Here is a 12,686-nt window from a genome sequence, read left to right on the forward strand (position 1 = left end):
AATTGAAAGAAGATGTGTCATGGGTAATTTATTTTTAAAAGAACGGGAAAATTGGACCGCCTGGATTATTTGGAGCTTGATAGGATGCACGGCAACCGTTGCATTATCGAGTTATACCAGTGAGATATGGATGGGGCTATTAGCGCCTATTTTGGTATTAGGATTACTAACAACATGGATGAGTTACACCAAGCGATTTGATTTTTCCAGAGCATTCAAAGTGCTCAGTACCGTTGTGTTGTTTTCATCTATTCCGGTTATCATTGAAAAAGTGCTGCCTGCAAAAAACGCAGTCATTGGTATGATTGACTCGGGGATCATCGTGATTGCAATGGTTATCGCCAGTTGTATTTTTGCTTACATTGCCAAAAGGCCAAAGCAATATTATTGATTATTCGGCTATTATTTGCGCTTTTGAATGCAAAAATCGAAATAGTGCTTTACAACCGATGGATAACTCCATAAAATGCGCGCCAACAACGGAGAGATGGCTGAGTGGTTGAAAGCACCGGTCTTGAAAACCGGCATACGTTAATAGCGTATCTAGGGTTCAAATCCCTATCTCTCCGCCACCTCATTCCCAAAACCGCCTCCAAATGGCGGTTTTTTTCGTTTGGAGGCGTGTATGTCTGCGGCTAGTAACATGGCAATAATAAAACATAGTTCTATTTGGATTGTATTTAGTTATTTTTATCTTAGTGGTCTAAACATGGCGCTTACGTTGTCGATTGATTCGCAACAAGACCCTGATATTACGATGACGCTGCTGCATGTTTTTTTATTCAATTGCCTTGTTGGTCATCTGATCACTAAATATGAAAAATTCTGGCCAGAAATCGCCAGTGTGGTTATTGCATTATTTGGTGTGGTTGGATTTGGACACTACTTTGTTGGTAGCTTGGGAGAGTACAGTGATGAGCTTAATATTGGCCTTGTATTATTACTGCCATTTGCAACCTTTGTAATGAAAAAACTCAAACAATACGCCGAAGAGAAAGCCGCTAGTTAGCGGTTTTTTTGTGTCCGACGAATAGCTCGACTGCTTGATAATCAAGCAGCTCCGGTATCTTGCCTATTTTGGCTGTGATACAATCTAAGATTCTTGTTAATAAAAAATATGGAAAGACTATGTCTCAATTCAACACAGACGCAGATAAAGCGAGCTACGGTATTGGTTTACAAATGGGTGAGCAACTTAAAGCAAACCCTTTTGAAGGTCTAAACCTTAACTCTGTATTCGAAGGTATGAAAGATGCTTATGCTGGTGACAGCTTCCGCGTTGAGATCCCTGAAATTCAAGCGGCATTTGAGAAGATCAATGCTGAAATCCAACAGCGTCGTGAAGAAGAAGCGAAAGTATTAGCAGCTGAAGGTGTTGCATTTCTAGAAGAAAATGCAAAGCGTGCTGAAGTAACAGTAACTGAGTCTGGTCTTCAGTATGAAGTAGTTGAAACTGGCGAAGGTGATAAGCCTGTTGAAGATTCAAAAGTACGTGTTCATTACCACGGTACTCTAATCAACGGTACGACTTTTGACAGCTCTTATGAGCGTGGTCAACCAGCTGAATTCCCAGTAAATGGTGTTATCAAAGGTTGGACTGAAGCACTTCAAATGATGCCTGCAGGTTCAAAATGGCGTCTATACGTACCGCATGAGCTTGCATACGGCGAGCGCGGTGCAGGTGCTGCAATCGCACCTTTCTCAACGTTGATCTTTGACGTTGAACTACTAGACGTACTTTAAGTCTATGCTTTGAGTGGATCTGTTCGATCCACTCTATTATTCCATTTAGCGTTAATACTCCCTCAAATTGAGCGACTAAATAACAAAAACTTTTACCTCGCCGACACAGGCCTCGCTACCTTGCCCATAGCTGTGCTATCGACAAGATTTTCTCGTCTAAAAATGGATCGTTGAATTAGGCTAGTTGATATTACTTTTGCTGCATATTTTCTTTAACCCGCCTCATTACTTCCATTCAATACTAAATACACATTCTCCCAAAGCTTTGATAATGCAATTAGGTAGTCAGGCGTTTGAAAATGGGGACAGTCGCTGTCGCCATAGATAACGGCTTTAAGTTGTTCAAGTACGGCTAAGTTGGCTTTATCGCGCAATGTCATTATTTCATTCACCGTAAACGCATGTTGCTCCAGCAGGTAGTGGCTTCGCCACTCTTTACTAGACATAGTGATAGGTGATGGTAACCAAGTTAATGGACCATAAGTATCGCTTAGCAGTAATGTGCCATGGTTAAATATGGCTGAGACTCTATGATTGATAAATGTTGCTGAACCATCATCAAACTCAGACGCAAAGTTTTGACAAAGCAGCGAAATGGACATCTCCCCGCGTTGTAGCAAAATACTAGCAAACGCACTCGGAGTAGCCTTCGGTTGAATGGCTACTGTCACATCAACTTCGTCGGTAAACAGACGACAAATTAAATCCAGTCCCGAATACAGTGTCCTGAGGTTAACGGCGAGGTCTAGATGCATACATTGGCCTTGTGCTGCGGCACTGAAGTAGCTGTCATAGAAAGAGCGAATAGGATACAAATCGGCGAAATGGGCGTTCACCCAGAACCTAACGCCATTCGCTTTTGCGACTGCTAATGCCTGTGTCATCGAGGTTGGCCCAATTGGATGTTCACAAATTACATGAATACGTTTTTCTAATAGTGCGATAGTAATCTCAATACCGGCATCGCCAGCGATAGCCACACAAGCAATATCTACTTGTTTGTCTGTTATCTGCTCTACATTGGTGTAATGTGGTACGGCAAAGGACTGAGCGTACTGTGTTGAGCGAAGACCACCAGTTGACAATATGCCACTGAGCATCAATCCCGTATTTTGAAACTGTAATGCCCGAATATAAGTCGCACCGTAATTTGTTCCGCATACTAAAACTTTCATAGCTGAGTCCTTATGCAATGGGGTGTGGATACAAGTTAACCGCGCGGCCTGCCAAGAGTTTATGCAATCTTGGGTTGTCAATGCGCTTGAATTGTTCGCCAAAGTGAATGGGCTGCATATTAACACCAACAGCTCGAGCAACTCTAAATGGACTTAATGCAACGTCTGAAGCAGTGACGTCAACAATGGCAATATCAACCCCCGCTTTGGTAATGCGCTGTCTTAGATCTGCGGCTCCCTCAAGTGTAGGATAAGACCAGCATGATAGCGGTTTAGATTCAGATTTAGGCTGTCTCATGAAGTTAAAGGCGGATAAGTGTGCACTAGAGAAATAAAATGCAGCATGATCCTCTAACGTTCTGACCTGCTCTACGGTTTGTGGAGCTTTATGCCCACTCTGCATTAGGCTGCAAAGATAGGGCATAACATGACCTTGCTCCAATAATGCTTTGGTGACAGCCACATTGATATTGTCATGGGTTGCTAGTGAAACTGATACCGCAGGCGTGGTGATGCCATCGCCTAGACCAAGGCAAACAACCGTTGGGATATGGATGCCGACGTCAAGAAGGTATAACTCTAGCGCTATGCCTTGCTGTGTTATCGATTCGACCATGAGCTTCAACTTGCCAGTTAGCAAAGAGTCGGCATCTAATCTAGTACAAGGGAGTTGGGCGTACCAGGTAAGCATCATCGCATCTCTTTCAATGAGTTCGAAGCAGGCTCTGACAGCGGCATCTTCGTTATCTTTACCTGCCGCTAAGCCATTAGAAGAAACTTGACTGAATTGTTCTTCATAAGGGCAAGTAAAATTAAAGTAGCTCACTAAAGCGGGCACCCAAGTAGCGCGACTTGTGCCAATCCAATTGCCTTCAACCCAATGAATTTTTTGTTTGCTTCGCCATTTACTAAAAGGAAACCCTGGTGTTGCATACTGCTCGGGAGAATAGAGGACTAGATCTGCTGGGTTTACGTAGTCTCCTTGAAGTTGATTTACCGTGGCATAACGACAGTTACGAATATCGTATCTCGCTGCTGAATAACGCTCAAGTGCTTCACCCACGGCACTAATATGAGCTGAAAGCGAGTCTAATCCTTTGCCTGAACCAACTTGGCCTTGTGTTCTCGGATCAAACTTACCACTTGTAAAACTACTTAGGCTTGCAGATGCGGTGACAGGGAGTTCAGGCAAGTGGGGGGCATGGCCCGTTAGTTGTTTTATCACGCCAAATTCAGGGTCAACCCAACCTCGCATCATTGTTTTAAATTGCTCAACTGTCTCTAATTCAGAAATGGCTGGTAACGCCTTATTGCAGGAAGAGATATCTTGTTCGCTAGGGCCAGAGCATACTGCGCATTCAGGGACTGGAATAATAGGGTGGAGCGAGCTTTCTCCACTAACCAAATTGGTTGTTCTGGTAGTATTTTGCAGCACAGATTGCGTGTACTGTAACAAAATGGTTTGTATATCAGTTGCAGCCTGCATTGCGATTGATGCTGACATACTACTTAAAATTGAATGGGCTCGAGCGCCGGAATGTGCTTTATTCGTGATCTCATCAATCTTGTGTGCAGTTTGCGGATTTATTGCGGTGCCAAGTTTTCGCAGCCGTAAACAGTTCCAGCATCCACCGCCTTGATTGGTAACATATGGACCTACATGCCCGGTTAGTCCATCAATTGAGACGTAAAAAGTAGGTAGTGCAAGCTTAGCTAAATGCGTGGCGATGTTGGTATGCGCACTGAGCGAGTCCGATGGCAGAGAAATAACAACCAGATCCCAGTTTTGAAGAATAACTTTATCTAATGGGGAGTTCAGTTCGGCAGTTTGTGCACTAACTTCTGAGTGAACAAAGCGTTGCTTTAGGTAGTCTGTGAAGGCATCGACCGTTGTAGCATTACTTGGCAGGTGATTAACTGCATGATGATAATAGCCACTTTGGTTAGTACAATTAGCATCATCAAGAATATGAATATACCCCACGCCAGCATTTAACAGCTCTTCTAGCATAGGCATCGCCCAAGGCGTTAACCCTATACACAGAATACGGTTATTCTGGAGTGTTCGTGGATCACGCTTTGCCTCATTTTGCCACGCGTTAATAAAGCGGTATTGTTCAGGCCAAGGAGCTGAGGTTGAGTTGATAACAACGCGTTCAATGAGACCTTTTTGCTCCAATAAGCGCAATAATTGCTCAACACTAGCGCTAGAGTATTGCGTTATCTGTGATGCGATCTCATCGAGGCCAAAGTCACCATTTAATAAAGGAATAATGTCGTCAACAAAAGCACTTATGTCTTTTCCATGGAGTTGAAAATCTCCAAGATCAGAGCGTAGCAATACTCCCTCATCGTTAGGTAAGATACTTGCGGCAGGTGATAGCCTTATTTTATCTTTATTCATATGCATCCTCTGTAAGTTATGGAAGCCCCGATAGAGAGGCTTCACTAATGTCTTTATCCTTGAACTGCACTCAACATACAGCAATAAATTGGACCTGGTGTACAGGTATAACATTGGTATGTTGGGTTACTTCCGGCACACAATTGTGCACCTTGAAAGTGATTAACAGAGGGTTGACACAACACACACTGTGTCGGCTGGCAAGGAACGCACTGCGGTTGACATAAAACACATTGTGTTGGTTGGCAAGTAACACACTGCGGCTGACATAAAACACATTGTGTTGGCTGGCAAGTAACACACTGCGGTTGACATAAAACACATTGTGTTGGTTGGCAAGTAACACACTGCGGCTGACATAAAACACATTGTGTTGGCTGGCAAGTAACACACTGCGGTTGACATAAAACACATTGTGTTGGCTGGCAAGGAACACACTGCGGCTGACATAAAACACATTGTGTTGGTTGGCAAGGAACGCACTGCGGTTGACATAAAACACATTGTGTTGGCTGGCAAGTAACACACTGCGCAGGCTGACAGGTTACACAGAACGAAATGATACAAGGAACACACTGTATGCTTTGTGCGCATTGAACGCTAGCGCCCCCTGAAGGTTGACACTGTAGACATTGCAGTGATGCAGATTCTGGCGTAGCAGTAGGCTGACAGTGAAGGCAGCAGTTACAGAAATTGACAACACAAGGGAGGCAGTTTGTACAAGGCGAGCATGGAGTGCAAGGAGTACATAAATAGCAAGGACTGCACGTAAGGGCGCAAGCGTCGCATTTACGTACTCCCTCTGCTTGCTGCTCAGAATATTGCTTTTCTAATTCTTTAACTTTTGAACTTAGCTCTGTGAGCTGAACCTGAAGATCTTTAACGTCATTACTCATTTTCAAATCCTTTATGACCAAAGTCATGGCTTTAGATTGATGTTTGGTGCCGAGCGATAGACACCGCTAAATTCGCCATGGCAAATAACAACAAGGTTGAGACCTGACTAACTACATGTAGATATCAACTTATATTTTGAACCTGAGCGAAATCCTAGTATCGCTATCCCACCTTAAACAGGGTGTTTGCAGTAATGTGGGGAAACAGTAGTTTGCTGTTTTTGGTGTTGTTAAACTGTAGCGAAATATTCTGTGTGTATTGCAGTTGCAACGCGCCACTGGATAACCTTTCTATCCAGTAAGTGGTAGAAAAGTTTGGAACGTCTACATGGTTTTTACAAAATGGGATACTTGAAACTAATCCATCATTGTCACTGTTAACGGTCAAAATATCCGTTTTAGTGATAGGGTTATATGCTTGGTTAACTAGCAATTGTTGTTCTAACACGATATTCGGATTGATATTTGGATTACTCGGTGAGTTTTCTCCATACAAACCCGCAATGGCAGTACCTGCCTTAGTTTCTGGTTGCGGCAGCGTGTTGGCAATGGGAATTTCTGGACGACCATCGACAAAGTGATGATTTCCAAGTGCTAAAATTGAGTTACCGTGTGGAATTGAAACCTGTTTGACTATCGCATGCTCTGGATTTTGTATTGGCACGTTTGCTCCACCTGAAGGAGCGGGGATATAAGGAGGGCGGTTGTACTTACCTGAACCTTGATTGGTGGTGGCTAAATTGAGCCAAGTGCCATTTTCAGCATGCACAAGTTGGTCTTTCTTGTCACCGTCGGCAAAAAATACACGTTGCTCATAAAAGATCGTATAGCTATTTTGTTGATAATCGCCACCTCGATTTACTACTTTTCCTTGTGTAGCGCTAAAGGTGATCACCTCGTAGTAAGGGAAATTAAACAATATAACCCCTTCTGGAGCAGTTTCTTGCGGCAGCGGCATGACGTTAAATCCCGCAAAACGAGCGCTTGCCCAAGTGCCGATGAGATCTGCCAATGGCCCAAGTGCGCTGAGGGTTTCTGGCTGGCTATTTCCTCCTCCTGTTGCGAGTAAAGGTATATTGTAATCTGGGACAAAACCTTGCTTGTTAGGTTGCAGCGCAGCTTGTAGGTGATCTGCTGTGGCTTTTGCTTGCTGATTGGTGACAGTATTAAACATAAAAAACTCCCTTTAAAAGGTTTGTTAATAAAGTGTTTTCAGTGTTTAATTTAAGTATGGTTATGCAAATTGATCGATTACATCACATTACATTGAGGGCTGTGTTGTGCATATGAATACTTAGGTGTTTGAATTGGCAGGGTTCTATGACCTCGGGTGAGCGCTATGTTGGTACAACTATAGTAAAGCGCTGATGTTATCATGAGAGATCTCAAAACGCGCAATGCAAAACGCTCCCATAAAAGGGAGCGTTTTTAGCAAAGCTGAGTTTGTGACGTTTTAGTAAGTCGCGCTGCCTTTTGTACGAGGGAAGGCAATAACATCACGTACGTTGCCCATGCCAGTAACATAAGCAACCAAGCGCTCAAAGCCAAGACCAAAGCCTGAGTGAGGCACTGTTCCATACTTACGTAGGTCGCGGTACCAGCTGTAATCTTCTTTGTTTAAGCCCATCTCTTCAAGACGCGCATCTAGCACATCTAAACGCTCTTCACGCTGTGAGCCACCAATGATTTCACCAATACCAGGCGCAACGACGTCCATAGCAGCAACGGTTTTACCGTCTTCGTTTTGGCGCATGTAGAATGCTTTGATATCACGAGGGTAGTTTTTGATAACTACTGGTGCGTTAAAGTGTACTTCAGCAAGGTAACGTTCGTGTTCTGATTGTAAGTCGACGCCCCACTCAACAGGGAATTCAAACTCTTTATCACATGCTTTTAGAATTTCGATAGCATCTGTGTAATCTACCTGAGCAAAGTCTTTATCGATGAATGATTCTAGGCGAGTAATGGCATCTTTTTCGATGCGCTGTGCGAAAAACTCCATATCATCACGACGTTCATCAAGTACTGCTTTAAACACATACTTCAACATGTCTTCTGCAAGCGCTGCGATGTCGTTAAGGTCGGCGAATGCCACTTCAGGCTCAACCATCCAAAACTCTGCTAAGTGACGAGAAGTGTTTGAGTTTTCAGCACGGAATGTTGGACCAAAAGTATAGATTTTTGAAAGGGCACTCGCGTATGTTTCACCGTTAAGCTGACCAGATACGGTCAAAAATGCTTCTTTACCAAAAAAGTCTTCTGAATAGTCTACATCGCCTTTGTCTGTGCGTGGTAGGTTGTTCATATCAAGTGTAGATACACGGAACATCTCACCTGCGCCTTCACAGTCACTTGCGGTAATGATAGGCGTGCTGATCCACTGGTAGCCACGCTCATGATAGAAACGGTGAATAGCTTGTGCAAGACAGTTACGTACACGCGTAACCGCGCCCATAACATTAGTGCGAGGGCGAAGGTGCGCATGTTCGCGTAAGTATTCAATACTGTGGCGTTTTGCAGCCATTGGGTATGAATCTGGATTCTCAACCCAGCCTAATACCTCAACACTGTTCGCTTGGATCTCAAAAGATTGACCTTGACCTTGTGATTGTACAAGCACACCAGTCACTGCTACTGAACACCCAGCAGTAAGACGAGTCACTTCGTCATAATTATTCAGCGAATTAGGGACTACGGCTTGAATAGGGTCAAAACAAGAACCGTCATGAACGGCTAGAAATGAAATACCTGCTTTTGAATCACGTCGTGTACGGATCCAGCCCTTTACTGTTACTTGGCTGTCAACCGCAACGGTGCCTGCTAGTAGCTCCGTTATCGCTGTGTGGCTCATCTTTACTCCAAATGATTTATTTTTTATTTGTAAATTAAAAGACAGAGTGTCTTATCGTCATGTAAGCCGTATCTTACCTGCGATGGACAAATAAAAAAACACTGAAATGCAAAAAACTGGGCTGAAAAGAATGAGTAAAAGCCATGAAAAAACAGTCGGACTGTGGCATTATGAATGTTCGATGATAAAAATAGCTTTATTAATTCTAACAGTGACGTTCAAAACTCGATGAAACAAGTTTTTATTTTGAGGGGTCTACCTGGCTCTGGAAAATCGCATTATGCGCAAACGCTAGCCGACGATCTCGTCTCCGGCGATGAAACACAGTATTTTATCTGTTCAACCGATGATTATTTTCTTAATGAAAACGGCGAGTATCATTTTGAAAAACAACGCCTTTCAGAATATCACAACTTAAACTTAGCTCGGTTTATTAACGCCTTAGCTGAAGGTATCCCTTTGGTCGTTGTTGATAACACCAATATCAAGAAATGGGAGTTTGTTGCTTATGCATCAGCTGCTGTGGCAATGGGCTATCAAGTGAAAGAAGTCATTGTTGGCGAAATTAAAGATAAATCCCTACAGCACTTATATGCCAAACGTAATAGCCATGGCATTGGTTTGAAAACAATTTCAAAAATGGCCCACCTTTTCGAATGGTGATCAAGCTTAGGGAAGTGTAACCCTAACAACGCTCGTGCATGTTAAACAGGGTAGTATCTCATATCCGATCTTACAGTTAAAAAGAGCGGGTTTAGAATTCGCCTTAGAGCAAACAAGAGACGGTCGTCAATGTTAGCCTTATTTTACATAGCGGCCGTTTAGTCAGCTCATTCCTGCCCCATTGCTATTCAGCAGTGTGATGTGCAACCAACTTTTTTAGCTTCAGTTGACCCAATTTTAGTAATGCTACTGAGTTTCGAAAGGGCTCTGACATTTATATAGTGTCTAACGGGCTAGTTGTACCTGCAAAATGTTGGCCAAGTACATGTGTATAGATTTGTGTGGTACTAACGTCATTGTGGCCCAGTAATTCTTGAACACTTCTTATATCACGACCAGCTTGAAGCAAATGGGTTGCGAAGCTATGCCTAAACGTATGGCAGGTGACGCGTTTGTTTATTTGAATATTACGCACGGCATTCCCGAGCGCTTTACGAATAACACTTTGATGTAAATGGTGCCTGCAAAGTGTTCCTGTATAAGGATTGATACAAGCAGTGCTGGAAGGGAAAATAAACATCCACCCATGCTGCCTAAACGCGTTGGGATACTTGCGTTCTACTGCATTTGGCAAAGATGGACCTATCCCGTGAAGGTTGTCATCCTGTTGAATCTTAATAGCCATTTCAATATATGTAGTGAGCTTTTTTGAGCATCTATTGCTGAGGATGGTTTGCCTATCTTTATGCCCTTTTCCGTCTCTAACTGTCAGCGAAGCTCTATCAATATCAATATCTTGGATACGTAACCTGAGGCATTCTGAAACTCTTAGTCCGCTACCATAGAGTAGTTCTATTATTAGTCTATCGCGGCCATCAAGTTCATTTAGTATTAGTGAGATTTCTGATGGGGATAACACTGTAGGTAAATGTCTTTGTTTAGTGGCATAGCAAAAGCCTAAATCCCCAAGCTCATGGTGCAAATGCTTCTGATACAAATAGGCTAACGCGTTAAGTGCAATTTTTTGTGTGTTGATAGCCACATTTCGTTGGTTGGCAAGGAAAGTTAAAAATTGTGTAACCTCTTCCGTTCCCATTGTCTCAGGGTGACGCTTGTGGTGATAGTTAATGAATGCCTTAATCCAATATAGGTAGGTTTTTTCTGTTCTAATGCTGTAACCATGCATACGCATTTCTTCCTGAAGACCTTTCAGAAATGGGCTTTTTAGACTCATGACAACTCCTTATTCTATATTGCTGTATATATATACAGTATTATCTAAAGTTCTCGGATATCAAGGGAAATAATGAAAAAATTTTTGCGCGTTTACGCATGAATAAATTAAAAATGTTATTTTTATCAAGAGGTTATTTATTTTCGATTTGAGATAATAGGTTTGGGAAACGCGCATGCGCATTTTTCTAGATGGTATATTTAGAAGAATGCTGATAAGTTCTTTACATACTGATAGTTAACTGCGCGCGTTTTCACTGGTCCAACGAGGTGAACGCGCATGCGCACGAATAAAATGTTATGCACAAGGAGAAACATCGGCACCATGACCAAATCAAAAGAAGAGAAGTGGCAGGAGATATGTGCAGATACAGCCAAAAGGATGATAGTGCATGTTCAGCCCTACTTGTCTCCAATTTCGCGAGTTCTATCAGAGAAAGAAGGTGAACATTTAGGGTCTGGGTCCTATATTGAAGTCGAGGGTAAGAAGTACATAATTACGAATGAACATGTAGCAAAACACCTTTCAACCCATTCCCTTACGCATCAATTTAAGGAAAACGACTCTGTTTTAAGGCTCACAAAACCAGTAGTTGCCGAGGCGGCTCCTGTCGATGTGGCTATTAGCGAAATTCCTGATAGTAGTTGGAGTTTGGTTGAGCATTCAGGGTTGACGATTCCTGAAGAGCGGTTCGCTGCCACTCATAGCCCCGCAGAGCATGAATGCTTGTTTTTTGCTGGCTACAGTGGAGAGAGGTCGAAGTTTCTGTTTGAGCATTTAATTACACCAGGCACTCCTTACCTCACACAGCAATGTCCTTTTCCGCAAACGGTAAAAGAGGCAGACGAAGAGTTTCATTTCTCTCTTTTTTATCCTCCTGACTTAGCTACAAGCATTGATGGTACTTCTCACCTTCCCGACCCTCATGGCTTTAGTGGTTCTCTTGTATGGGATACGAAGCGGGTCGCATGCCTTAAGGCAGGCGTGGAGTGGAGTCCAGAAATGGCTGAAGTTACGGGAATAGTATGGGGATGGCCATCTTCTGAGGCTTGTATCTTGGCAACCAAAGTAGAACACATAAACCTCAAAGCACTTATATCGCAGGAAGTAGAAAATGCATAACAAGCGCAGGTTGTCGGACAGGTTTTCCGCTGCGCTCCAAACCAGCCGCAACTGCGGGCGTTATGTACTTAGGGAAACTATGAAGCAGGAGCAGGATTTTTATAAACAACGAACAGTCGCTTTGTTGACAAATTTTCAGCTATTGGAGTTAACTTTAAAGATGTATATCGGTACTTCTTACGATTACATCAGAATGTTAGTTTCAGATCATATCCAATTTGATTATTCTGTTGAGGATGTAGAAAGTTTCCCTTTAGAGCACCTACTTAATGTGTTTGCGAAATTGAATGATAATAAAGAGCTTCAAAAGAGGCTTAATAAACTTCGTAAAGAGCGAAATTACATTGCTCATGAAGCTCTTATCGTTACCATTGGAAGTAATCCAAACATGGATACACTGCATAAAAAAGCAGAAGACTTTTTCTATCTAGAAGATGAGCTTATGGAATGTTTAAAGCTACTTACAGATGAGTTTGCTAAATTAAAAGTTAAAGGCGAGTTTAGTCGTATAACTACATAACACATATGAACCTTATCCGGTCAAGTAAGCATAACGATTCTTTTTAGCTGCTTTTAAGCAGCTAATTTGTATTGGCAA

12 protein-coding genes and 1 tRNA gene are annotated in these 12,686 nt (G+C 42.7%); 7 read left to right on the forward strand and 6 right to left on the reverse strand.

Going from position 1 to position 12,686, the window contains the following annotated elements; translation table 11 throughout:
* Window positions 1-19: 19 nt before the first annotated feature.
* The 4 genes from EXT48_RS07405 (at window position 20) to EXT48_RS07420 (ending at window position 1,743) form a co-directional block, all read left to right on the forward strand.
* Window positions 20-391 (forward strand): hypothetical protein, encoded by a 372-nt coding sequence (locus EXT48_RS07405; RefSeq protein WP_010379077.1) that lies wholly within the window; start codon window positions 20-22, stop codon window positions 389-391.
* 90 nt (window positions 392-481) lie between these two features.
* A tRNA-Ser gene (locus EXT48_RS07410) sits at window positions 482-572 on the forward strand.
* Window positions 573-625: 53 nt separating this feature from the next.
* Window positions 626-1,009: a hypothetical protein gene (locus tag EXT48_RS07415; RefSeq protein ID WP_069022133.1), complete on the forward strand. Its 384-nt coding sequence runs from the start codon at window positions 626-628 to the stop codon at window positions 1,007-1,009.
* Window positions 1,010-1,128: 119 nt separating this feature from the next.
* Complete coding sequence (locus EXT48_RS07420) at window positions 1,129-1,743, forward strand: FKBP-type peptidyl-prolyl cis-trans isomerase (RefSeq protein WP_010604796.1); 615 nt, start codon at window positions 1,129-1,131, stop codon at window positions 1,741-1,743.
* A 212-nt stretch (window positions 1,744-1,955) separates the two neighbouring features.
* Here EXT48_RS07420 and EXT48_RS07425 read toward each other — a convergent pair whose 3' ends face one another.
* The 5 genes from EXT48_RS07425 to asnS all read right to left on the reverse strand — a co-directional run bounded on the left by EXT48_RS07425 (window position 1,956) and on the right by asnS (window position 9,069).
* Window positions 1,956-2,918, reverse strand: coding sequence for a Gfo/Idh/MocA family oxidoreductase (locus EXT48_RS07425; protein WP_130164055.1), 963 nt, complete (start codon window positions 2,916-2,918; stop codon window positions 1,956-1,958).
* Between the two features lie 10 nt (window positions 2,919-2,928).
* The gene (locus EXT48_RS07430; protein ID WP_130164056.1) at window positions 2,929-5,322 is read right to left on the reverse strand and encodes a TOMM precursor leader peptide-binding protein; all 2,394 of its coding nucleotides are present in this window, start codon (window positions 5,320-5,322) and stop codon (window positions 2,929-2,931) included.
* Between the two features lie 70 nt (window positions 5,323-5,392).
* Window positions 5,393-5,848, reverse strand: coding sequence for a hypothetical protein (locus EXT48_RS07435; protein WP_130164057.1), 456 nt, complete (start codon window positions 5,846-5,848; stop codon window positions 5,393-5,395).
* Between the two features lie 533 nt (window positions 5,849-6,381).
* Entirely contained in the window at window positions 6,382-7,392 is a 1,011-nt protein-coding gene (locus tag EXT48_RS07440) for a heme-binding protein (RefSeq protein ID WP_010604792.1), read from the reverse strand.
* 279 nt (window positions 7,393-7,671) lie between these two features.
* Window positions 7,672-9,069, reverse strand: coding sequence for an asparagine--tRNA ligase (gene asnS / locus EXT48_RS07445; RefSeq protein ID WP_010379069.1), 1,398 nt, complete (start codon window positions 9,067-9,069; stop codon window positions 7,672-7,674).
* A gap of 228 nt (window positions 9,070-9,297) precedes the next feature.
* Between asnS and EXT48_RS07450 the strand changes: the two genes are divergently transcribed.
* Entirely contained in the window at window positions 9,298-9,732 is a 435-nt protein-coding gene (locus tag EXT48_RS07450; protein WP_026000942.1) for an AAA family ATPase, read from the forward strand.
* A gap of 274 nt (window positions 9,733-10,006) precedes the next feature.
* Here EXT48_RS07450 and EXT48_RS07455 read toward each other — a convergent pair whose 3' ends face one another.
* Window positions 10,007-10,966 (reverse strand): integron integrase, encoded by a 960-nt coding sequence (locus tag EXT48_RS07455; RefSeq protein WP_130164058.1) that lies wholly within the window; start codon window positions 10,964-10,966, stop codon window positions 10,007-10,009.
* A gap of 279 nt (window positions 10,967-11,245) precedes the next feature.
* Between EXT48_RS07455 and EXT48_RS07460 the strand changes: the two genes are divergently transcribed.
* Both EXT48_RS07460 and EXT48_RS07465 read left to right on the forward strand, forming a co-directional pair.
* Window positions 11,246-12,088, forward strand: a complete 843-nt coding sequence (locus EXT48_RS07460; RefSeq protein WP_240703359.1) for a hypothetical protein — start codon at window positions 11,246-11,248, stop codon at window positions 12,086-12,088.
* Window positions 12,089-12,167: 79 nt separating this feature from the next.
* The gene (locus EXT48_RS07465; protein ID WP_130164059.1) at window positions 12,168-12,608 is read left to right on the forward strand and encodes a hypothetical protein; all 441 of its coding nucleotides are present in this window, start codon (window positions 12,168-12,170) and stop codon (window positions 12,606-12,608) included.
* The last annotated feature ends 78 nt before the right edge of the window (window positions 12,609-12,686 follow it).

It is taken from the genome of Pseudoalteromonas sp. CO348 (assembly GCF_004208845.1).
Classification (GTDB): Bacteria; Pseudomonadota; Gammaproteobacteria; order Enterobacterales; family Alteromonadaceae; genus Pseudoalteromonas; species Pseudoalteromonas maricaloris.

Bases quoted from the DNA above. Each gene is read 5' to 3' on its own strand.
- asnS (WP_010379069.1), bottom strand. From the start codon at position 9,069: ATGAGCCACACAGCGATAACGGAGCTACTAGCAGGCACCGTTGCGGTT.
- EXT48_RS07420 (WP_010604796.1), top strand. From the start codon at position 1,129: ATGTCTCAATTCAACACAGACGCAGATAAAGCGAGCTACGGTATTGGT.
- EXT48_RS07415 (WP_069022133.1), top strand. From the start codon at position 626: ATGTCTGCGGCTAGTAACATGGCAATAATAAAACATAGTTCTATTTGG.
- EXT48_RS07405 (WP_010379077.1), top strand. From the start codon at position 20: ATGGGTAATTTATTTTTAAAAGAACGGGAAAATTGGACCGCCTGGATT.
- EXT48_RS07465 (WP_130164059.1), top strand. From the start codon at position 12,168: ATGAAGCAGGAGCAGGATTTTTATAAACAACGAACAGTCGCTTTGTTG.
- EXT48_RS07425 (WP_130164055.1), bottom strand. From the start codon at position 2,918: ATGAAAGTTTTAGTATGCGGAACAAATTACGGTGCGACTTATATTCGG.
- EXT48_RS07455 (WP_130164058.1), bottom strand. From the start codon at position 10,966: ATGAGTCTAAAAAGCCCATTTCTGAAAGGTCTTCAGGAAGAAATGCGT.
- EXT48_RS07430 (WP_130164056.1), bottom strand. From the start codon at position 5,322: ATGAATAAAGATAAAATAAGGCTATCACCTGCCGCAAGTATCTTACCT.
- EXT48_RS07450 (WP_026000942.1), top strand. From the start codon at position 9,298: ATGAAACAAGTTTTTATTTTGAGGGGTCTACCTGGCTCTGGAAAATCG.
- EXT48_RS07440 (WP_010604792.1), bottom strand. From the start codon at position 7,392: ATGTTTAATACTGTCACCAATCAGCAAGCAAAAGCCACAGCAGATCAC.
- EXT48_RS07460 (WP_240703359.1), top strand. From the start codon at position 11,246: ATGCGCACGAATAAAATGTTATGCACAAGGAGAAACATCGGCACCATG.